The organism is Nostoc flagelliforme FACHB-838, assembly GCF_014698065.1.
GTDB lineage: Bacteria > Cyanobacteriota > Cyanobacteriia > Cyanobacteriales > Nostocaceae > Nostoc > Nostoc flagelliforme_B.
In genome coordinates this window covers 1-21,008 of sequence record NZ_JACJSI010000109.1, presented here as the reverse complement: position 1 = coordinate 21,008, position 21,008 = coordinate 1, and the positions used below count along the sequence as shown (strand labels likewise).

Sequence of the window (21,008 nt, the reverse complement as noted above, 5' to 3'; positions counted from 1 at the left end):
TTAATTAATGTTGGTGACATCAATTCAACAACATAAAACCAAGAATTATTCACTAGCCCAATCCCCAGAATCAGCCGTTGTTTTGTTCCTCTATCGTGAGAACAGAGCATTACCCTTTCGCCCAGAACGAAGGCAGGTTTTTGCACACTGATGGCTTCTAATTCTCCCGTCCCGATGATTTGGTTTTGTGTAGCGTGGAGTATTTCATTACGGCAGTCAATTGAATAAATCCAGCACTCATGCTTCCATTGCATACCGCAGCAATAACCAAATGTTCTCATGGTTCTCAAGTAAACTTTCTCCAGTAAATTCACTTCAACAGGTGGAATTGTTCCACGCCAAGGAGGAGAGAGATACCAACTTGTTTTGAGTGCATTAATATGGTCAATCATGCTTTTCTTCCCAATAAGTAGTTAATGGCTTCGGAGTCAATAGAGGCAATACGCTTTTTTAGATGTTGTGGCGGGTTATCAAAAAACTGTTTGAGATGCCATCTCCGAACTTGATAACGCTTGGAAGAACGGCGGCTAGTTTTCAACCAACCACGGTGCACCCAGCCAGAAACGGTAGTGGAATGCACACATAGAACACGGGCAATTTCAGCACTGCTATAGTTATCGAGGAAAGGGCTTGTAGAATAACCTAAAGCCCAAAGCTTAGTAGCAATTGCAATTGGAGTGCGGAAATAGCCATGTCTTTTTAAGATTGAGGCAATTTGTTTTGGGTTATAAAGTTCAGCCTTAGCTTCAACAATTGCTATTTCTTGGTCAGTCCATTTGGGATTCATTTATTACCTCTAATGTTTATGCAGATTTAGGAGAAGAATTTTCTTGAACAATCCGAGCGCTGATAGATTCAAAGTCAACTTGAAAGATGTTCATATCTGTGGACATCTCTCCAGTGTTGTAGCGGTCTACTATATGCTGTTTAATTTCGGATTGATTTAGCCCATCAGGGATATCAATATGGGCTTCGCTGGTGATTTTCTCGACTACTGTGACTATGAGTTTCATTGGTTAATTCCTGTTTGCTAATTTGAATAAATAAGAAGCCAAAATTATTCTGACTTTTGACTTCTAAATTCCGGTTCAGCTTGCCCCAGTCTTTACTGTTTGCAACTCTTGCATCCATGCCCTAATTGCTGCTAACTCATCAGCACCACTAACAACAGCATCAACAACAAGATTTTGATACAAAGACTCAGCATGATTGGGATGGTTACACTTGTTTGCTGCCCAAGCCAAACACATGGTTTTGATTAGTTCATTAATCTGGCTAATATCAAGTAAACTTGGGCGGTCAACATCCTGGAATTGCAACCACTCTCTGACCAAATCAAGTGGATAATCAAGCAAGGTGCGAATATTTTTAACTCGCAAATCCTGTAGGTGTATTGATTGAGGAACTACACTAAGTTTTGGTGGAGTCAATGGGGATTCGGGAATCGAGTTTGAAGTTGCACCCAATAAAGATTGAATGTCACGAATGATAGTTGCCCAATCCAAATCTATACTCCATTCCCTGTAAATCTTGGTTTTGGTTGTGGCATCGTAAAGATTACAGAAAACTGTGTTTTCGTCGCCAGCATTAGCAACGATAATCAGTGGCTTAGAAAAATCCTGAACTAATGACGCAGCGAGAAGGAAGCTTTTGGCGAAGTTGGTTTCAACACCAGTTCTTATGACATAAAGTTCATCAGCATTGACAACAATATCGAGCTTCAGATTGTCTTTGCCTTTGAACTCTTTAGTTGTCAATCGCAGTTCTGACAAGTACCCAGTTAACGCTCTTTGGGGAACTGGGATTTTCCTATCCTGGCTAATATTGAACTTGTACCAAACGTAAGATTCACCGTCTACTTCCCCCTGATTTACAAATAAATAGATGGGTTCGGGAAGGTTGCATAAACCTAGTTTAATTTCAGCAATCATATTTCACCTCGGTTAAGTTTCATGGATTGGTGTTCTATGTGCAATAATGGGAATTCTGTAGCGGGAGAAAAACTTCCGTGCGTTCACTTGAATAAGAGGCACTCATTCAGGTGAACGCTTTTTTACTAAACAGAAGGTTCTCGATTACGCTCTAATTCCCATTGCAAATAGGTGAGTGCAGTGCTAGCATCAGCAATGTTTAAATCTGGTTGATATCCCTCGTCCAACAGTTGTTTGTAGTCTGAGTGCGTAGCAATAAGGGATATCAGTTTTTTGGCTTGTTCAACTAACTGGTGGAGATGCGGATTAGACATTTCAATGCCGAGCCTTGAACATAAGTCCTCCGCCTAAACACCAAAAGTCCCTGGCTCAATCTCCGTTTCTAACTCTTCAAGCAGAGATTCAAAATCAGGGTGTCCATCGTTGATTTCAACTTCAATCAAATCTGCACACGTTGTAATAGTGGTTGCCCAATTAGGTAAAGTTTGTGGAATGGTTTTCGCGTAAAGTTTCATGATTGCGTCCTCTGGAATTAATAACTTAAAAATCCTCCGCAATTTCCAACAAAAAGCCGCGTCCCGTGTTCTGTACTTGCACCAGTTCTTTATCCAGCAGTGTTTGAATGACTGAATTTGAAACTTTGCATTGGAGAGAGTGTAGAGGAACACAACCACCACAAAGTTGAAGTAAACGCAGCAGATGATTTGCTCTACGATCAAAGTTGTCTGTAGAATTAGCCATTGCTGCTACCTCCAGTTACTACGGCTAACTGTTGTTGCAGGATAGAGATTTGACGCTGATAGAATTCAATTTCTGCGGTAATTTGTGTGAACAATTCCTGTGGGGAGAGCGGTTGGATTTGATTCTCTTGCAAGTACAATATCTCGTCAGAATTCTTGTTAGGCATCAATACATAACGCCATCCATCATCAAATTGTTCAGCTAGTTCTGTACCAGAGGGATAGTAGTAAAGTCCTAGAATCGTCCCTTGTTCTGTACGCTGGTCAAAGGCAAAGCGAGGGTAGCCCCAGTGTCGGGGAATGGATATTGTCGGTTGCATAGATGAATTGGTGAATGCTGAATAAAGGGAAAATGAGGGGGGAATTCAGGAGTCAGAATTCAGAAGCCAGAATTTAAAGAAGAAGCAGGAAGAAAAGGTGGAAGGCGAATTTTCTTCACCTCTGCACCCTGCTCTTTGCTCTTTTAACTAGCTCCTGACTCAATACTTCTGGATTCTGTTTACGCTGTTACTAACTCACGGCTTTTTGTGGATGGCTTATACACCCGTAACCGTTGCCATTCATCAGGAGCCAGCATCTCAAACGGTCGGTCTAACAGTTCTTCAAATGTTGGCTCAATGCTGGGTGAATTTCTCACCATCGACAGCGATTGAACTGCTTCCACTGCACATCCACAGGATAGTTGCTGATATTCCCCAGTACGCATCACCCACCAGCCGCCGTCAGTGCATCCGACTTCGCCCAGTTTGATGTCATTCTGGTAAATCCCATCGTCGAGGATTTCAAAGCCGTACTTCTCGCATTCGTTGAAAATCTGCGCCATGATTTTGTTGCCAGTGGTCGCAGTTTCTTCAACCTCAGTTTGTGTGGATACTGGTTGGTTGAGTGTTCCATCTTGGTGATGCCATTCAATGAAGCGGTTGCATCTTGCCCATGTGTTAGCTCGGAATTTTTCAGTGCCGTTTACCATCACTACCCAAGGCTGGGTTAGATTATCGTCATAGTTGATACTAGCTATCAGTTGATTACCAGCGTAATATTCGTGATCGCCAAACGAGATTTCGACTATTGTGAGGGGTTCGGGAGCTACAAATTGGGCTTGGTCAGTGATGTAGTTGTCGAGTTCGGCTTGGGCTGTGGATTGGTTGTCGGGGGCAGCAGGGATGAGTTTCTGAATCTTGCTTGCTTGATAATCAGCGATCGCACTAACCCAAGAATCCTTGCAGCGTTTGTCACTGACCTCAACTGTGCAGGCGATTTCGCTGTAGATTTGCTTGAGACGGGCAATGGATTTCAGTTGCAGCTGTTGATAAGTGTAAATGGCGTGAGTCATAATTGATAAAGTCTTAATGGACATAGAGAAGCGCTTCAGATTTCCGGTCGGGGGCGCTTTCTCTATATAAATATTGTAGACTGATGGTCTACAGTTGTCAACTGATGTACGACACTATATAGTAAGTGTAGGACGACGTTTTACATTAAAGGAGGTGGTTTAGGTGGATATAGTGAAAATCAGACGCTACACAGACATTGAAATTTCAGGTTTAGGAGGAAAAATTAAACAAGCTAGAAAAGCTGATGGGCGTTCAGTCGAGGTTTTGGCAGGAGAAGCTGATATTAGCCGATCTTACTGGCACGATATTGAGGCAGAACGAATACGAGATGCTTTGCCTGAAGACACATTAAGGAAAATTGAGCGAGTACTTGGTATTGACTTAGGAGTGAAATTCGATGATTAACCACTCCTCTCGCCTTGCCCTTAGTTTTTTTACGAGCGATTGTAGCTCCTGACTACAACCATAAAATTGTTATCTAGTCTGAGAAATACCATTTGAAAGGGTGGAATCATGACTAAACCATCCTCGAACCGCAAAAAAGCCACCTCTGCTGTCTCCAACAATTTAAAAGCAACCGCTAGTTCTGCCGAAGACACCTTTGATCCAGAAAATCCTGCTACAGCAACGATTACGGTTACTGCTGCTGAAGTAGAGGAGTTGTCCGAAACGGAACAACGGGATCGCCTTCACCTAGAGCGCCGTGTGGAAAGAGCGTTTTTTGAGGCGGGTAAGGCACTGGCAGAATTGCGGGATCGTCGGCTGTACCGTTCGACTCATTCAACCTTTGAAGAGTATTGCAAGGACAGGTTTGGGTTTGAGCGCCGTCATCCTTACAGATTGATTGAAGCTGCTGGAGTTGTAGATAATTTGATCAAAATGTGTCCAAATTGGACACAAAATGAAATTGAAGATGATCCTGCTACAGTCCACTCCGATCAGGTACAAATCTTGCCTACCAGCGAGGGACAAGTTCGACCCATGACAAAGCTTGAACCCCAGGAACAGCAGGAAGTGTGGCTAACAGCAGTAGAACTTGCTGGCGGAAAAGTGCCGACTGGTAGAATCGTCAAAGATGTTGTGCAGCGCATCATGGAGCGAACCCAAGTACTCAATACCTACCAGATTGGCGAAGTCTGCCAAATCTTTACTAAAGACAACCCCGAACTCAGGGGTAAGGGTGGGTGCTGGGCGATTGTCAGCGCAGTAAACGAGTTTAGTTGCACAATCACAATGTGGGATGGTGAGTATACTGTCAGAATTGATCACCTGAAGCAGCTCAATTACTTGGAGTCGGAATGTCAGCAGATGCAGCAGATTAGCGATCGCATCAGTCGGCTACGGGACAGTGGCAAGCTAGAAGCACCAGCAGAGGCAGTTTTGAAGTGTTTAGGAGAGTTGAAACGTCCGTATTTGACTGAGTTTGAAGGAGAGCTTTTAAGCTTTATTGAACAGAAATGCCAAGTTGAGGATTAGTCGAGACGAGCAGTTCTGTTCAAAATACTGCTTCTTCTAAGACATGGGATACCCAAAACAGATACATCAAACAAACCCGGCGCTGTATAAGTGAGCGCTGGCAAGGTCAGGTTCAGGAGGCGATCATTTGATTAATATCAGCAGTTGCTGAAGCAGCTTTATACTTTGTATCTAACATATATCTGGCTATCCCTGTTGCAATATCACTGATGTTAGATAAGAGGTTTTGTAGCTATTTTTTCCAGTTGAATTACTTTCAGTAGATTTTTCCAGTCTTCAGTTAGCCCTGAATCTTGGGAACCTGTAAGGCGGAGTTCTGCTAGAGTTGTCAAAGCATCGTACCAAATGCCATTCTTTGCGTAGATAGCTGCTTGCTGCTGTGGTGAAGATTGTTTAAGTTGATCGCGTAATGCTACATTCAAATTCACACGTTGCACCCAGCCTTCCACATAATCCAATGTTACTGATTGCTTAGGGTTACATATGACTTTAACTTTGAAGAACCAGTGATATAGCTTATCGTTTTCTAGGAAAACTTTATTGTTTTGCAGTTGCACTCGAACAATTCCAGGTACTGGGGGTGCTGAAATTTCTGCGCGATGAATTGTTTTATTTTTATCGGTTTGCAAAACAAACTCGATCCCCTGAATAGAAGATTGCTTATAAGGAATATAGAACCAAAAACTGGGCTGTTCTACACTAGTTAAACCCCACACCTGAGTAATTGTGGTTTCACCTGCACCTTGATTCAATCGTTGTTTATAGCTTGGCACAAGAGCGGTTAAAGGCAAACCAAGTGTACTACAATTTCCCCGTGAGGCTCCTTCCCCCCGGTCACCGGGTACGCCACGATCGGGCGGTGGCGGAGGTGGATTAAAGAGAATTGACGCTGATTTTTCCGCTAAAGCTGGCGAAGTACTCAGACAGTTAATGAAAATTATACTAAATGCCATTAGTGAAGCTAGTTGTTGAAGCATAATTCATAATTCTATTTTGGATTAGGAGTCGCGCATTGCTGAGTAAAGATATGAATTTGTATCACGCAGAGGCGCAGAGAATAAGAGTTTGAGAGTTAAATTTTTTACTTTCATACTCAAAGTCAGCAACGCCGGGAATCGCATTCTATGTCTGGGTTTTGTAAATAAATCTGTCGTAATCCTCTTTGAAATTGGTATAAATTTGTAATGTTAAGAAGCGTTTGAATTTGTATAAAACTCATATTTAATTGTGTGAAAAACTCAGTACAGAGCAAAGAGCCTTCTTTTCCTTTGCCTATTACCTCCTCAGTCATCTTTATTTTTAGTAATCACAAAAATACGTGCAATTTTCACAGAGTGAGGAAAATCTCTCGTAAAGTAAGCAATTAGGATAATACTACTAATGAGGGCGATCGCAGAGGGAACCAGTGGTATCCAGGCGCTGCACTGAATAAAAACAACAAGGCATATTCCATAGAGGCTGGCGATCACAATTAGAGTTGCAATCCCTAAATAAAACCACGGCCGAATGTACCAAGCCAGTAAACTGCCTGTTAACGACCATCCCCAAATCCAGAGTATTTCTTGCCAAACAGACCAAACCCATAGGAGTGATCGCCCATCGAGGGCTGAACTTAATAATTGACTGATCATTTGCGCTTGGAGGATGACACCTGGTATTTGCTTGATTGCACCTTCATTTGTGATGTAGGGTGTGGATGAGTAGTCTTGAAAGCTTTGGGCTGTTGTACCAATTAGAACAATTTTGTCTTTTACTGTACTAGGGTTAACTTTTCCTGTTAGTACGTCTGTTAATGTCACCTGTGGCACAAATTGCTCTAGCGATCGCTGGGTGCGGTAATTCAACAAAATTTGGTGTCCTGAAGCATCGATACCTTGATATCCACTTGTGTGTGTTGTAAGTGGTTTAAAAGTGGTCTTACCTAGTTGCCAAGCACCATTGCTGGTAAATTTTAAAGAAATGTTGTGAGCAGCCAAGTAATGCAGTGCTACTTGTACGCTGAAAGCATATTGGGCTTTGCAAGGTGAAGAAGGTGGCGGTGTCAATGCTAGCAATTGGCGACGGACAAGATTATCTCGGTCGATTACCAAATCACTAAAGCCTAAGCGTTCTGGTGGGATTTCTGGTGGGGGTTTGATGCCGGGATGGCCGGATAGGGGATCGCTAACTCGACAGACTGCACTTAAGTGTTTACTTTTGTATAGATGCTTTGCAAGTTCTGGTAACTCTGGCTTAACAGCGCGATCGCGGTAAATATCTAATCCAATTGTTTGTGGTTGATATGCCTCTAATTTCTGCAACAATTTCAAGAGCGATTCATCTGAGAGAGAACCTTGGGGTTTTTCTTGGAACTGTGATTGGACATCTTCTTCTGTGATTGTCACAACCAATAAGCGAGAATCAGGCTGTTCGTCTGGGCGTAGTCGCTGCAATTGATCGAATGCTTGTAGCTCTAATCCTTGCAGCATTCCCAGATATCGTACACCTGCAACAAAAAGAGCGATCACTAAACTCCCGCAACCAAGCCAAAGATAATGATGCACAGATAAACTCTGCCCCTCTGTCTCTTTGTCCCTCCGCCCTTGCGCTCCTCTGCCAATCAACTCCTCCCAACTAGTTGGTATCTCGGCGAGATTTTGGTAAATCACAGGTAACCAACTTGCACAGGGAAATTGTCCATCCAATCCTTGTAGCCTTTCTCTAGCTTCACGCACTGCGAGATAAAGGGATTTACCTCCAGAATAGGCTTGTAAAAAGTGCTTGAGAAATGTTTGTGCCACGCGATCTGGTACAGGTTCGCGCATGACAATCAACTGGGGAATTTGTAAAGAAGCGAATTCTCGCGCTAGTCCTAAACCATCACAGGAGTTGAAAATTGCTAACTTTAAACCGCGCTCCACTGCTTGCTTGAGAGCATACTTTAACTGACTGATTGTCAAACTCTCTGTTTGGTTAATGTATATTTGACCAGTTTCTCCTGTGCTTTGACTTGAACTATGTCCAGCAAAAAATAGAATATCCCAATTTTGCTGCCAGAGATTATCTGTTAAGTCTTCACGAGATGGTTCTACAAGAAAGTGAATTTTTGTATCAGGCAGTTTTTCTAGGAGTAAACGGTCTGTGGCTATATCGACTCCATGACTATCGCCTAATAATGCCAAAATTTTGACAGTTGCTGTTGATATGGGAGAAAAATTGATTTTTTCATAGATAGTGGCACTTAAAGCAATTTCTGCATTTGTGTAACGCTCTATTAACTCCCAAAGATGCCAAGGGAGCTTTTGCATCTGATAGTCTTGAGTCTGCAAAATTACCCGAATTATGTCAGATGTCTGAAGTTTTTCGAGCCATTTCTCGCAGATCGGGCGAAAACATTCTGATTGCAACCAATAGTTCAAGCGATCGCGTAACTGTTGAGCTGCTTGGAGACACTCTTGGCCACTTGAAATTAACAGCTTTTGTTTTATTAACCCTTTAGGACGAGCAGCAAAATCTAGGTTACGATAAATAGCTTGCCAACAGTTGAAATTTAACGGTAATTCTCTCTCTGGCGGGAGTTCGCCAATAACCTCACTCTCAGGGCGGCTGTTTTCTTCTCCAATTTGAAGAGTAACTGGAAACCCAGTCTCAAAGCTCCCTTTGCCAAATTTCAAAACTACCAATTTAGTCACTGTCATTTCTCCGCTTCAGTTAAGAAGTTGGCCCTTTACGCAATTTAAAATTACAACTTCCATCAATAAATTTAGTTGTTCTCTATCCCTTTATTTTGCAGTCAGAATAAAAATTATCTTTCAACTATTGTAAGTAATCCTTTATTAGATATCATCTAAAGTTATTTTATTTATGCTGTAAATACCGAGATCCTCCCTAGCCCTCTTTTTGAAGCTTCGGTGGCGTACAAAAGTCTTTTGACCTGCACCTTTACAACACTTCCGCCTGCTATGAGGTACGCACACAATCTCAAAAGTTAGGAAAGGAAAGGGATATGGGTAAAATTGTGCTTCATAATAGCCGGGAGTGCTGTAATGCATCGACCTGCACCTTTGATGCATTGACTTGCACCTTGCGTTATGTGATATCATGCTGATTTGATAGCTTATAAAACGTCATTGCGAGCGTTCGCGTGGTGTCTCGTAAAGAAGCAAAGCAATCACAACTATTTATCTGAACATGATATTACACAGCAATTCTAAAAGATACGTTTGTTTAATTTCAGGAAAATGTCACCAAGAAAAAGTAGTTTAAATTTATTCGTTGTTTATATAAAATTCAAAGTTTCATGCATTTAAGGCAAAATATTATCGAAGTTTTCTCCACATTTGTGCTGTTCAAAGGTGATATTTTTGACCATTGGGTTACTGATTCTAAGCTACGGCGGAGTATGCACAATTGTGTAGAACAGTCTTCTAAACAAGAGTCAGAAATCTTTTGGGCTATTTACTGGCATCGGATTTGGCAAGTACAAGCAAATCCAATTGCTGTTGCTCACATTGCAGCCTATTTGCAGGAAGTCTGCTACTGGGTTGCGAGAAAAATGAAAATGAATGTACCAGGTCAACATTCTGCCGCTGATTTTTTCCAAACAGCGATCGCTCGGGTTGATAAAGTTATTAAAGGCTTTAACCCACAATTGGGTTCAAATTTGAAAATCTATGCAGAATACACCTTTAGAAATCTGATTAAAGACCTGTTACGCAAGCGTCAAGAAGTTGATATCTGCACCGACTGGGGATTGCTGCACAAACTGAGTCAAAAGCGTTTGGTAGAATCTCTCAAACAGGCAGGTTATCCATCCCAAATAATTGAGCGTTATGTTTTAGCTTGGAATTGTTTTCTGCAATTTTATGCACCCCACGATATTGCAACTGCTCACAAACTCATTAAACCAGATAATTTGACATTACAGGCGATCGCACAGCTTTACAACACCGAACGTCTCAGCCAGCTAAGTTATCCCAGTCCGGCCTGCACTCCAGAAAGTTTGGAAACTTGGTTAGTTACTTGTGCTAAAGCAGTGCGTTCCTTTCAATATCCCACCTCAGTTTCCCTGGATATTCCTGCACCTGGACAAGAAACAGGCGAATTACTCGATCGGCTGACGAACAATTTTCAAGACTCGGTATTAGATGAAATAATTATCCAAGAAGAAGTAGAAAACATCGCGTTGCGGAGTACAGAAATTAATCAGGTTTTGAGCGATGCGTTGGCCAAATTAGATACCCAAGCCCAAGTACTTCTGCAAACATACTACAAGCAAGAATTAACCCAACAGCAAATTGCTCAACAGCTAGGAATCAAACAATATACAGTTTCTCGGCTATTAACTAAAATCAAAAAGACATTACTAGTGGAGTTAGCCCAGTGGAGTCAAAAAACACTGCATATTCCAGTGAAATCTGACGTAATTGACAGTATGAGCAATTCCTTAGAAGAATGGTTGATTGCTCACTATCGCGCTCTCGTTCTGTCGTCGCCAGTGGAGTCTTTAAAATGATTTTTGATGTCACCTCAATTCCAGAACAGCTCACCTTGGAAATTTCGTCATCATCGCAAACCCTAAAATTACCAGCTTTTTCCACATCAGGCGCACGCTGGCGGGGTCGTCTTAACCAAATGTGCTTAGATGCATTTTTACCGTGGTTGAGAGAAGAAAATCAAAATGTAAGAGTTTGGACTCAAACAGCAGCTTTACCGAGCTTTTGGGAATTTGTAAATGGAACTGCGATCGCTTGTGAAGAGATACGATTAGTATTAATTCCCACAACAGCAATTGACACAGCAGAATTGCGTGTACCACAGGAATGGGTGGATATTCCCGATTGGATGGCTGATTATTATATTGCAGTACAAGTTAATCCTAATGCTGGCTGGGCGACAATTTGGGGATATATCACCCATCGTCAATTGAAAACTAAGGGGGTTTATGATGCAGGCGATCGCGCCTACTGTTTAGATGAAAATGATTTAATTAAAGACATTAATGGTTTGTGGATTACCCGGCAACTTTGTCCCCAAGAAATTTTACGTGAGTCAGTTGCACCTTTACCGACATTACCTTTAGCACAAGCAGAAAACTTACTCGAACGATTGGGCAATTCTGAAATAGTCTTTCCTCGTTTAGCAATTTCCTTTGAACTTTGGGGCGCATTATTAGCACATGGCGGCTGGCGACAACGGTTGTACGAGCGACGACAAGGGCTGCCTGAACAGTGGGCAATTCAGGAATGGTTGCAAGCAGAAGTATCGAATTTAGCACAGCAGCTTGGTTGGGGAATGACTAGATTGCAATTAGCAGCTCGTGGTCTGCGAAGCCGAGAAACTGATGAATCAAGTGTCTCTTTGTCCCGGCAGTTGACACTTGCTGGTCAAGCTTACGAGTTGCACATATTTAAAATAGGTAACTTAGAAGACAATATATGGCGGTTTGAATTACGTCATGCAAATCCAGATGCAATGATTCCAGCAGGATTTAGACTCAGACTGTTAACCGAAGATTTGCAGCCTTTTGTTAATAATGAGGATACAGCAACAGAAGCAATGCCTCAGCTTTATATTGATGTGGAATTGGAGCCAGGAGAGGGTTTAGTATGGGAAATTGAGCCAACACCGGATGATTATGATAGAGAAATTTTACGGTTTTGATTACAAAACCTATTCTGAGTTATGATGTCATGTTCGGTTCAATACAAGTCAATACAGTTCAAAATGAGCAACAAAACCCTGATGTAGAGACGCGATTTATCGCGTCTTGAAAGACCAATCATCTACACCAATAATCCTTAGCCCAAGCGTAGTGTTCTATAAGCGATTAACCGAACATGATACGACTTCTGACTCCTGAATTCTCATTTCATTTGGTTCTTGAGCCACAAGCTGAACATCACCTCGCTTATCTACTAGCCATCCCTGAGCCTCGACAATTGGCTGTTGATTTTCAACTAAAGTTGTTTTTGCTTGGGTGTTTGTCTCATTTCCTATCTCTTTATCCAGCGTTACCCATCGGGTAATAACTGCCCTTTGACGCAATGGTTCACTGGGACTTAAAGGCATTCCTCCGCGTCCTGTGACAACAAAACTATTGTTTTGCCCACGTCTAGGAGTGCAGCCCTGAGCAAATTGCTGTGACGCATCAACCAAATTTACAGGTAGTTCCACTAATCCCCGACTCGGGTCAACATCGGGTGTGTTAAGTTCTATAGTGCCACTCAATTCAGGAGTTTTACCTCTAGCAATAATGTCACTTTCTGAAGTACGTTCATTGCGGGGCTGCGTGCCTAAGATGCCTATAGCTTTTATTCTGACCTGACCGCCACGAAAGTCATCGGAAGTGGCTGTGATATCGCTATTTTCAGCTGCGGCTAAGAATTTAGTGTCAATATTAACATCACCACCAATCACATTTTCGCCAGTAGCGTTAGCAGTAATGTTGCTATTTTGACGCAATAATACCAAATCTTTTACACGCAAGGTAATAGTTGCCTGTGGTTGATTAGGATCAGTATTGATGCTGCGAGTGTTAGCCGTCAAAGTGCCATTGTCCAAATGAACAGAACTCGCATTGATAATTAAATTTCCTGCATTCCCTATTCCTCGACTTCTAACAAACATTCCAGCTCTATCCTCAACTAAAAGCTCACGGGTGTTTATAATCAAATTCCCCGCTTTACCTACACCAAATGTAGTAGCACTTATTGTTGCTCCATCTTTAAGGACTAACACCGGAGTGTTAATTGTCACCGAACCAGCCTTTCCTGCTCCAGAAGTTTGAGTAGATAAGATAGTATCAATCGGAAATTCTACAGGAGTGCCAATCAATTCCACGGAATCTAAGGCATTTATTGTCAAATCTCCTCCCGAACCCGTGTCAAAGACTTGAGTTACTATAGATGCTCCTCCCTTCATAATTAATCGTTGGACATTGATGCTGACATTTCCACCCGGTGCTGAAGTGAAAGTATTTGCTCTGATGACAGAGGTTTCCAAATTTAACTGTGAGGCTCGGAAGGAAATTGCACTACTCTCTTGTTGACTTTGAATGTTGCTATCTTCTTCAGGAGTAATATTAACAAAACTTCTAAAAATTTGAATATCCCTAAAGTTGCTGACATTTTGATAATTTAACGTCCAGCCTTGGTTTGTCTGATTGAGATTGACCTGATTAACTCCAGTGACACTACCTAATTCAATTCGTCCCCCTGGAGCGTTCAGAAAAGCTCTCTCTATGATTACATTGCCACCGACAAGAGCTAAAGTTTTACCTAAAGGTACTCTCAGTCCCAGCCCCTCCTCGCTACTCAATTGTCCACCAATCCCCTGCACGCGAATATCTCCAGGATTCTCCCCAAATTGTAAGCCTGTAGGAATATTTATAGTTAATAAGGGTGTTTTTTGTGGAGCCGTTGCACTAAACTCAAAGCCATCAGCAAATTTCAAGCTCCTAGCAGTGCTGCCTACAAACGAACCTCGAATATCTAAGCGTGCATTCTGCCCAAAAATAATTCCATTAGGATTAATTAGAAATAGATTGGCTGTACCGTTAGCGCGGATTAATCCGTCAATATTAGAAACTGAGCCACCTGTTACCCGACTAATAATATTTTGAATATTTGTAGGATTATTAAAGAAAGCTGTACCGCTAGTAGGCACAGAAAACTCTTGAAAACTGTGAAAAAGATTACTTCCTGCTTGAGTTCCTCTCTCAATAATGCTGGTGTTACCCTCTGTTGTGATATTGGAATTAATTGGGAGAGTAGTATCCGGGGTGATTTGAGCTAGTGAGCAGTTTGACCAAAAAACTGTAGTGCTACTTATAGAAATCCCCAATCTTTGCAGCCAATACCAATGTATAGATATCCCAGACATTGTACTCTCCTACCATAAAAAGGAACTTTTGCTTGTAATATTTAAATAAATATATAAGTACCAACAAAAACTACTACTTATGCATTGTTACTCTTTTACCCCAAACTTATCAGAAAGTGGTGACTAATATTTATTGATTTTGAGCTTATACTTTTACTTTTTCAAAATCCAAACCACGAATTAGCAAAGCATAATGTCCATCCAGACGCAGAAGCTCTTCATGAAAACCTCGTTCACCTATTGTCCCTTGAGCGAGTACTAAAATTGTATCTGCATTGCGGATAGTACTCAATCGATGAGCGATCACTATCCGCGCCAGCAAGTAGGCAAGAATAAAATTTAGAAATGCAGGCGGCAAAATTCAAGTATAGATTTGTACTGCCTGCAATTCAATCTTCTCTCATATCACAACGGTAAAGTCGTTAGCACTAATATTATTAGGCGATCCGACCAGGTTGGCAATAAACGCCTCGCCACCTCCACCAACCACAGAGCCATTCGGGTTGTAAACTAAGTCACCACTGCCAAAGTTGTAAACAATCTCAGCATTGCTTGTGAATAACTCAAACAAGCTATCGACTATCTCAAAGTCAGAGGGGAGCAATGCCCCACCTACCAAGCTTTCGAGTGCATTAAATGTTGTCTTAGATAGGACAATTTTATCGCCGAACCCGAAATCATTGATGGTATCTGTACCAACATCGTTAGCAATAAAGGCTCTGCCACTGCTGAAACTGAAGGAATCGAAACCAGCATTGCCAGTCAACGTGTCATTGCCAGCGCCCCCACTAAGGATGTCATCGCCAAATCCACCGATGAGGGTGTCATTGCTGTGCCCTCCATTCAGGGTGTCATTGCCGTCACTGCCATCGAGGAATACTGACCCGGAAAAATTCCCTGCACTCAAGGAGTTTGCACCACTGCTACCGAGCAGCGTTGCTTTTTCAATGCTAATCAGAGTATCTAACCCTTCACCTAAAATGATAGAGTCAGTCAAGATGATAAAATCCGCATTCGACACAACCACTTCATCAATGCCCGCACCGCCATTCAGGGTATCGCTACCCAGCTGACCCAAGAGCGTGTCATTGCCATCTCCGCCGATGAGGGAGTCCTCGCCCGCACCCGCAGAGAGTCTGTCATTACCCAACCCTCCTAAGAGAGTGTCATTGCCTCCACGCGCAAAGAGTCCGTCATTGCCGTCTCCGCCATCAAGCAGATTATTCTCACTCCCTGTTTGAAGTTGGTCATTACCTGCGCCCCCTCTGAGGGTGTTAGTGCCATCAGTGTCAACGATAAAATCATCGCCGCCTCCACCATCAAGGCTATCGTTGCCCCTGCCACCATCAAGGTCGTCAGCTTGAGATCCGCCGATGATGGTGTCATTTCCATCTAAACCCCTAACTCTTAGGTCTGCAATGGTAAAGCCAGAAGCATCAATCCGGTTGTTACCTGCACCGCCAGTCAGGTCAACTCGCTCAATGGAGTTCAAGCTATCCGTGCCGTTACCGGTTAGAGTCGAACCGCTGAGAGTGAAGTTGACATTACCTTCTTCAATCACCCGGTCAAAGCCATTGCCTCCAATTAAGAGGTCATTGCCAAGCCCACCCGTGAGAAAGTCATTGAGTGTTCCACCTAGTAGGGTATCGTTACCAGCGCCGCCGTTTAAAGTCACACTTCCCAAAGTAAATGCTGAGGCATTAAGACTGTTATTACCTACACCACCAGTCAGGAAGACGCTCTCAATTCCAACCAGACTGTCTGTACCGTTGCCGATTAGGGCAGTATTGCTTAAGGTGAAGTTAACATTACCCCACTCTTCAACGCGATCGCTGCCTGCCCCACCATTGAGTATATCATTCCCTGCACCGCCCGTGAGTGTATCGTTGCGTGTTCCACCTAGTAGGGTATCGTTACCAGCGCCGCCATTTAAAGCCACACCTCCCAAACTAAACAATGAGGCATCAATCAAGTTATTGCCTATGCCACCTGTAAGGGAGGCGCTCTCGATGGAGATTAGGCTGTCGATGCCGTTGCCAAACAGAAAAGTGTTGGACAGGGCGAAGTCCGCATTGGCTGACTCTTCAATTTGGTCAAAGCCATCACCCCCATTCAAGATGTCATTGCCTATACCTCCAACGAGGGTATCATTGCGCGTTCCACCTAGTAGGGTATCGTTACCAGCACCGCCATTTAAAGTTACAGAGCCCAAGCTAAACGCTGAGGCATCAATCAAGTTATTGCCTCCGCCACCTGTAAGGGAGGCGTTCTGGATGGAGATTAAGTTGTCGATGCCGTTGCCGGACAAGGTAACATTGTTTAGAGTAAAGTTACTATTGCCTGACTCTTGAACTTGGTCAAACCCACCGCCCCCATTTAAGATGTCATTGCCCACACCGCCAATGAGGGTATCGTTGCCATCATTACCAATCAGGGTGTCGTTGCCATCACCACCCCTGACGGAATCATTACCTGCTAGGGCATCAATCAAATCATTTGCTGCATCCGCAACAATAATGTCGTTTCCAACTGTGATAGTTCCAGAAATAATCGTCATAATTTTGTGTTTCTTTTTGTGTGTATGTTTGTTTAGATGTCTGCTGTTGCAGTCAACGTTTTTTGTTCAGCACAAATTCACCTGTACTCCAGACTCACTGCTGGTTTAAGGTCTTGAGAGGTTTTTTTCAGCAGCCGCATAACGTGGAATTGGCTGACTGGTTAAAGCAAAGATTAATTACGAATTACGAATTAGTAATTATTCGGTCACACTTATCCATACGTGCGATATTGAGGTCTATGCAAGATGCACTTACAGTAAAATTCAGAATTCAAAATTCAGGAACAAAGCCGGAGACGGAAAAGTAAACAGCAACAAGGAAAAAATAGAATGTGCAACGCCTTCCGTTTATCTCGGTATCTCCTGCTATTGCTAGTCACAGCATTTGTTTTTGTTACCGTTTTACCTGTCTTAAGACCATCTCATGCAATTGATTTGCCAATTGGGCATTTTTATAGACCAGAAGAACGCTTAAAAGATTTAGCACAACAGGGAAAAGCACTGTATGAAGCAGGAAGGTTAACAGAAGCGCAACAGATTTTGCAGAAGGTTTTTCAAGAATATCAGGCATTGGGAGACAAGCTTAGGCAAGCAGTAACGCTGAGTAATCTTGCCTTGGTTTATCAGCAGCGTGGGATGTTTGCCGAAGCGAATACGGCAATCAATGACAGTTTGCAATTGATAGGTACTCAAAATTCAAAACAATACACGCACGTTCTTGCTCAAACGCTGGAAATTCAAGGGAGTATCCAATTGGAGCAAGGACAAGCTCAACAGGCATTACAAACTTGGCAATTAGCTGAGGCGAAATATATTGCAAGTAGCGATGTCTACGACAGGCTACACCAACTCACTGCTATCAACCGCAGTCGTATTAATCAAGCACAGGCATTGCAGGTACTAGGATTCTACCGTCGTGCTTTAACAATGTTGACTCAAGTCACCCAAAATTTACAATTTCAACCAGATTCGTTAACCAAAGTTATAGAATTGCGATCGCTGGGAGATGTACTACAATTAACTGGAGATTTAAAAAAATCCACTGAAGTTTTACAACAAAGCTTACAAACTGCTGAGAAATTGCAATCCCTTCGGGAGATTGCTGCAACATTCCTCAGTTTAGGCAATACTGCTAGAATTGCGGAAGATTATGAAAGTGCGAGCGCTTTCTATCAACAAGCGATAGCGAAAACTCCTTCATCTCTTACCAAAGTCCAGGCGCAAATCAATCTTCTGACTATCCTATTAAATACACAACAGTGGAAAATTGCACAACCTCTGTTAAAGCAAATTCCTACTGAGCTAGATAATTTACCACTATCTCAAGTAGCAGTTTATGCCAGAATTCATTTTGCTCAAAGTTTCATAAAAGGCAAGCAATCTGTCAATGAATCAAAAGAATTTGCTGCAAAAATGCTCGCGAAAACAACGAAACTAGCACAAACACTTGGTGATAGACGAGCAGAATCTTACGCCCTTGGAACTCTGGGAAAGCTGTATGAGCATGATAAACAGTGGTTAAATGCCCAAAATCTAACACAGGAAGCACTGACATTAGCGGAAGCAGTAAATGCACCGGACATCGCCTACAACTGGCATTGGCAGCTAGGACGCTTGTTAAAACAGCAGGGAGATACTAAAGGGGCGATCGCAGCTTATGATGCTGCTGTTAATGAGTTACAGGCTCTTAGAAATGACCTTGTTGGAGTTAATCGAGATGTAGAATTTTCATTTAAGGAAAGTGTAGAACCTATTTATCGTGAATCAGTAGCATTACTTTTATCGCTAGGAGATCAAAGTGAACAAACATTAGATAAAGCACGCCAGAGAATTGAAGCACTTCAATTAGCAGATTTAGATAACTTTTTTCGGGAAGCTTGCTTAAATGTCACAAAGGTTGTGTTAGATGAAGTAGTAGATAGAGATAATCCTACAAGCGCCGTTATTTATCCAATTATTCTGCCAGAAAAATTACAAGTCATTGTCAAAATTCCCAAGCAACCTTTGCGACACTACTCAGTAAATAAATCTCAAATTGAAGTAGAAAGAACTTTAGGACAACTGCGGCAGTATTTGACTGAACCAGACAGAGTCGAGGAAATTCAAATACTTTATCTGCAAGTATATAGCTGGTTGATTCAACCAATCGAGTCTGAATTACAACATAGCAATGTTAATACTTTAGTTTTTGTATTGGATGGGGCATTGAGAAATGTACCAATGGCAGCATTATATGATGGAAAACAATATTTAGTTGAGAAATATGCTGTTGCTTTAAATCTGGGATTGCAATTGCAAAAACCCAAATCTTTAGCACAAGAAAATTTACATATTCTTGCTGGAGGATTGGTACAACCGCCATCCCAATTTCGAGAATTTTCGTCTTTACCAGAAATAAAATCTGAGTTTAACTTGATTGCCAAAGCAGGGGTAGCAACTACAGAGCTTTTAGATCGAGATTTCACCAGTAAGGCATTAGCAACAAAGATTAGCTCTATTCCATTTAATGTTGTTCATCTGGCAACTCACGGACAGTTTAGTTCTCGTCCTGAAGATACATTTATTTTGGCGATGGATGGGCCAATTAATGTTACTGATTTTGATTTGCTGTTGCGCCGTCGTGATGAAACATACTTACAACCCTTAGAACTTCTTGTCTTAAGTGCTTGTCAGACAGCAGAAGGAGATAATCGGGCAACACTGGGTTTAGCAGGGGTTGCTGTGCGTGCAGGTGCAAGGAGTACAATGGCAAGTCTATGGAATGTTGGTGATCGCTCTACTGCAATTTTAGTAGGTGAGTTTTATCGTGAGTTAGTTTCTGCCAAAGTTACAAAAGCAGAAGCTCTGCGTCGCGCTCAAGTAACCCTTTTACAAAAGTATCCAAACTACAGCCGCCCAGAGTATTGGGCTGCTTATGTTCTCGTTGGTAACTGGTTGTAAGTAAGTGGACACAATAAAATGTATAAGAGGATGTTTGAAAAGTTGCTTTGTTGCATGAAAGAGAAAAAAACAGGCCTTCTCTCCATAAAGTTGGTGATTAATCTTCTACTTTGTAGCTGTCTGGTTTACCTAATTGAATTATGCGATTAAGCACAGCACATTGAAGGAATAACTCGATGGCTTGATTATCAAAAAAGGGCTGCCATAATTTACCTCCAAAAATGCTTTTAAGTCAAAACATCGCAGTTTCAGTTAATGATCGTCGATGATAACCAGATTCCTGTTTCCATTGTTTGCGGCCAATTTTATGAATTGAACGCAGATTTTTGTCTCTTGGATGAGCCGTGTTTTAGGGTTACTAGAGAATTGAATTTTTGCATTGCTACGAGGTGGAATTATGGCTTTAGCCTCCCGCCTAGCAATAGTGTCATAACAGCCAAATGTGTCATAACCACCATCACTTGACACTTGTTCAATTTCATGATCAAGCTGCTCTAATAAGTCAAGTAAAATCTCGCAATCAGTTATGTCATTAGTAGTTAAGTTAAACCACATCTAGTTTGCATACTCCTCTTCTGTCACTTTCCGAAGTGAGCTAGTAGTAAATAAGTGAAATCATCCAGAAGCATAACAAGGTTTAAATTGATTCATTGCAGCAATTAAATGATTGAATCCCAGCAATAAATGTGAATTAGGGAAAATACTTAGTCAGGGATAAATTAACCAAAATAGTAATAGTGGTTGAATAACGAGACGCAGATTATTTAAAATATTTTTACATCCAAATTCATGGTTCCATTGCGGATGATTAGAAAAATCCACATCACTATTTTCTTGTATCTCAGTTTCAAGTTTACGAGTTTGATTCAAGCTTAAGAAGACTAGAGAATTTAAACTAATCATTGTGTAATACCAATTTAATATGAAGCTACATATAATGGTAAGAAGCCAACTCCTAAGTTTAAATAGCCATGAGCCGCCCGTTTAAGATTGAAATCACAGAGAGCGAAGAGGAACTAAAAAAACGTCTCCAAACAGCCAACTTGGGAAATCAGAAAGAAAAATTACAGATGTTGTGGTGGATCAAAACTGAACAAGTAAAGGAACAGCAAGAAATCGGAAAACGCTTGGCAAGAGATACTTCAACGGTCACAAGATGGTTGCAGAA

General features: G+C 41.9%; 20 protein-coding genes and 2 pseudogenes. 6 read left to right on the top strand and 16 right to left on the bottom strand.

What is annotated here, in order from left to right; genetic code table 11:
* The 9 genes from H6G97_RS30515 to H6G97_RS30475 all read right to left on the bottom strand — a co-directional run.
* Nucleotides 1-392: DUF1392 family protein (locus tag H6G97_RS30515; protein ID WP_190944254.1), on the bottom strand; the 392-nt coding region annotated here is incomplete at its 3' end.
* The gene (locus H6G97_RS30510) at nt 389-787 is read right to left on the bottom strand and encodes a MerR family transcriptional regulator (protein WP_190944253.1); all 399 of its coding nucleotides are present in this window, start codon (nt 785-787) and stop codon (nt 389-391) included. The genes H6G97_RS30515 and H6G97_RS30510, both read right to left, overlap by 4 nt.
* Nucleotides 788-803: 16 nt before the next feature.
* Nucleotides 804-1,013, bottom strand: a complete 210-nt coding sequence (locus H6G97_RS30505) for a hypothetical protein (protein WP_190944252.1) — start codon at nt 1,011-1,013, stop codon at nt 804-806.
* A 75-nt stretch (nt 1,014-1,088) separates the two neighbouring features.
* A complete protein-coding gene (locus H6G97_RS30500; RefSeq protein WP_190944251.1) occupies nt 1,089-1,931 on the bottom strand; it encodes a hypothetical protein in 843 nt (280 codons plus the stop codon).
* A 125-nt stretch (nt 1,932-2,056) separates the two neighbouring features.
* Entirely contained in the window at nt 2,057-2,245 is a 189-nt protein-coding gene (locus H6G97_RS30495) for a hypothetical protein (protein ID WP_190944250.1), read from the bottom strand.
* Nucleotides 2,246-2,278: 33 nt separating this feature from the next.
* Nucleotides 2,279-2,446, bottom strand: a complete 168-nt coding sequence (locus H6G97_RS30490) for a hypothetical protein (protein WP_190944249.1) — start codon at nt 2,444-2,446, stop codon at nt 2,279-2,281.
* A gap of 25 nt (nt 2,447-2,471) precedes the next feature.
* On the bottom strand, nt 2,472-2,672 hold the full coding sequence (locus H6G97_RS30485; RefSeq protein WP_190944248.1) for a hypothetical protein: 201 nt from the start codon (nt 2,670-2,672) through the stop codon (nt 2,472-2,474).
* Nucleotides 2,665-2,991, bottom strand: coding sequence for a hypothetical protein (locus H6G97_RS30480; protein WP_190944247.1), 327 nt, complete (start codon nt 2,989-2,991; stop codon nt 2,665-2,667). The genes H6G97_RS30485 and H6G97_RS30480 overlap by 8 nt, the downstream gene beginning before the upstream one ends.
* Nucleotides 2,992-3,170: 179 nt before the next feature.
* Nucleotides 3,171-4,028, bottom strand: coding sequence for a hypothetical protein (locus tag H6G97_RS30475; RefSeq protein WP_242055429.1), 858 nt, complete (start codon nt 4,026-4,028; stop codon nt 3,171-3,173).
* A gap of 148 nt (nt 4,029-4,176) precedes the next feature.
* Here H6G97_RS30475 and H6G97_RS30470 point away from each other — a divergent pair, with 148 nt between their 5' ends.
* Together H6G97_RS30470 and H6G97_RS30465 are read left to right on the top strand one after the other, a co-directional pair.
* Entirely contained in the window at nt 4,177-4,410 is a 234-nt protein-coding gene (locus H6G97_RS30470; protein WP_100904288.1) for a helix-turn-helix domain-containing protein, read from the top strand.
* A 108-nt stretch (nt 4,411-4,518) separates the two neighbouring features.
* Entirely contained in the window at nt 4,519-5,481 is a 963-nt protein-coding gene (locus tag H6G97_RS30465; protein ID WP_190944246.1) for a hypothetical protein, read from the top strand.
* Nucleotides 5,482-5,693: 212 nt separating this feature from the next.
* Here the strand turns inward: H6G97_RS30465 and H6G97_RS30460 are convergent, their stop codons facing one another.
* Both H6G97_RS30460 and H6G97_RS30455 read right to left on the bottom strand, forming a co-directional pair.
* A complete protein-coding gene (locus H6G97_RS30460; protein ID WP_190944245.1) occupies nt 5,694-6,458 on the bottom strand; it encodes a DUF928 domain-containing protein in 765 nt (254 codons plus the stop codon).
* Between the two features lie 306 nt (nt 6,459-6,764).
* Nucleotides 6,765-9,152, bottom strand: coding sequence for a CHASE2 domain-containing protein (locus H6G97_RS30455; protein WP_190944255.1), 2,388 nt, complete (start codon nt 9,150-9,152; stop codon nt 6,765-6,767).
* 608 nt (nt 9,153-9,760) lie between these two features.
* Here H6G97_RS30455 and H6G97_RS30450 point away from each other — a divergent pair.
* Together H6G97_RS30450 and H6G97_RS30445 are read left to right on the top strand one after the other, a co-directional pair.
* Nucleotides 9,761-10,975, top strand: a complete 1,215-nt coding sequence (locus H6G97_RS30450; protein ID WP_190944244.1) for a sigma-70 family RNA polymerase sigma factor — start codon at nt 9,761-9,763, stop codon at nt 10,973-10,975.
* The gene (locus H6G97_RS30445) at nt 10,972-12,123 is read left to right on the top strand and encodes a DUF1822 family protein (RefSeq protein WP_190944243.1); all 1,152 of its coding nucleotides are present in this window, start codon (nt 10,972-10,974) and stop codon (nt 12,121-12,123) included. Before H6G97_RS30450 ends, H6G97_RS30445 begins: the two co-directional genes overlap by 4 nt.
* A 156-nt stretch (nt 12,124-12,279) precedes the next feature.
* Here the strand turns inward: H6G97_RS30445 and H6G97_RS30440 are convergent, their stop codons facing one another.
* The 3 genes from H6G97_RS30440 to H6G97_RS54930 all read right to left on the bottom strand — a co-directional run bounded on the left by H6G97_RS30440 (nt 12,280) and on the right by H6G97_RS54930 (nt 16,900).
* Nucleotides 12,280-14,343, bottom strand: a complete 2,064-nt coding sequence (locus tag H6G97_RS30440) for a filamentous hemagglutinin N-terminal domain-containing protein (RefSeq protein ID WP_190944242.1) — start codon at nt 14,341-14,343, stop codon at nt 12,280-12,282.
* 145 nt (nt 14,344-14,488) lie between these two features.
* The gene (locus H6G97_RS30435; RefSeq protein ID WP_190944257.1) at nt 14,489-14,701 is read right to left on the bottom strand and encodes a hypothetical protein; all 213 of its coding nucleotides are present in this window, start codon (nt 14,699-14,701) and stop codon (nt 14,489-14,491) included.
* A 42-nt stretch (nt 14,702-14,743) separates the two neighbouring features.
* The gene (locus H6G97_RS54930) at nt 14,744-16,900 is read right to left on the bottom strand and encodes a beta strand repeat-containing protein (protein ID WP_190944241.1); all 2,157 of its coding nucleotides are present in this window, start codon (nt 16,898-16,900) and stop codon (nt 14,744-14,746) included.
* A 330-nt stretch (nt 16,901-17,230) separates the two neighbouring features.
* On the opposite strand from H6G97_RS54930, the gene H6G97_RS30425 reads away from it, so the two are divergent.
* Entirely contained in the window at nt 17,231-19,840 is a 2,610-nt protein-coding gene (locus H6G97_RS30425; protein WP_190944240.1) for a CHAT domain-containing protein, read from the top strand.
* Between the two features lie 252 nt (nt 19,841-20,092).
* Here H6G97_RS30425 and H6G97_RS30420 read toward each other — a convergent pair whose 3' ends face one another.
* Together H6G97_RS30420 and H6G97_RS30415 are read right to left on the bottom strand one after the other, a co-directional pair.
* The gene (locus tag H6G97_RS30420; protein WP_190944239.1) at nt 20,093-20,395 is read right to left on the bottom strand and encodes a transposase; all 303 of its coding nucleotides are present in this window, start codon (nt 20,393-20,395) and stop codon (nt 20,093-20,095) included.
* Between the two features lie 60 nt (nt 20,396-20,455).
* Nucleotides 20,456-20,752: pseudogene (locus tag H6G97_RS30415) on the bottom strand (IS701 family transposase); the annotation flags it as partial.
* A gap of 59 nt (nt 20,753-20,811) precedes the next feature.
* Here H6G97_RS30415 and H6G97_RS30410 point away from each other — a divergent pair.
* A pseudogene (locus H6G97_RS30410) lies at nt 20,812-21,008 on the top strand (IS630-like element ISAcma28 family transposase); the annotation flags it as partial.

Bases quoted from the DNA above. Each gene is read 5' to 3' on its own strand.
- H6G97_RS30420 (WP_190944239.1), bottom strand. From the start codon at position 20,395: ATGTGGTTTAACTTAACTACTAATGACATAACTGATTGCGAGATTTTA.
- H6G97_RS30440 (WP_190944242.1), bottom strand. From the start codon at position 14,343: ATGTCTGGGATATCTATACATTGGTATTGGCTGCAAAGATTGGGGATT.
- H6G97_RS30450 (WP_190944244.1), top strand. From the start codon at position 9,761: ATGCATTTAAGGCAAAATATTATCGAAGTTTTCTCCACATTTGTGCTG.
- H6G97_RS30490 (WP_190944249.1), bottom strand. From the start codon at position 2,446: ATGAAACTTTACGCGAAAACCATTCCACAAACTTTACCTAATTGGGCA.
- H6G97_RS30495 (WP_190944250.1), bottom strand. From the start codon at position 2,245: ATGTCTAATCCGCATCTCCACCAGTTAGTTGAACAAGCCAAAAAACTG.
- H6G97_RS30485 (WP_190944248.1), bottom strand. From the start codon at position 2,672: ATGGCTAATTCTACAGACAACTTTGATCGTAGAGCAAATCATCTGCTG.
- H6G97_RS54930 (WP_190944241.1), bottom strand. From the start codon at position 16,900: ATGACGATTATTTCTGGAACTATCACAGTTGGAAACGACATTATTGTT.
- H6G97_RS30480 (WP_190944247.1), bottom strand. From the start codon at position 2,991: ATGCAACCGACAATATCCATTCCCCGACACTGGGGCTACCCTCGCTTT.
- H6G97_RS30465 (WP_190944246.1), top strand. From the start codon at position 4,519: ATGACTAAACCATCCTCGAACCGCAAAAAAGCCACCTCTGCTGTCTCC.
- H6G97_RS30460 (WP_190944245.1), bottom strand. From the start codon at position 6,458: ATGCTTCAACAACTAGCTTCACTAATGGCATTTAGTATAATTTTCATT.
- H6G97_RS30505 (WP_190944252.1), bottom strand. From the start codon at position 1,013: ATGAAACTCATAGTCACAGTAGTCGAGAAAATCACCAGCGAAGCCCAT.
- H6G97_RS30500 (WP_190944251.1), bottom strand. From the start codon at position 1,931: ATGATTGCTGAAATTAAACTAGGTTTATGCAACCTTCCCGAACCCATC.
- H6G97_RS30510 (WP_190944253.1), bottom strand. From the start codon at position 787: ATGAATCCCAAATGGACTGACCAAGAAATAGCAATTGTTGAAGCTAAG.
- H6G97_RS30445 (WP_190944243.1), top strand. From the start codon at position 10,972: ATGATTTTTGATGTCACCTCAATTCCAGAACAGCTCACCTTGGAAATT.
- H6G97_RS30475 (WP_242055429.1), bottom strand. From the start codon at position 4,028: ATGTCCATTAAGACTTTATCAATTATGACTCACGCCATTTACACTTAT.
- H6G97_RS30425 (WP_190944240.1), top strand. From the start codon at position 17,231: ATGTGCAACGCCTTCCGTTTATCTCGGTATCTCCTGCTATTGCTAGTC.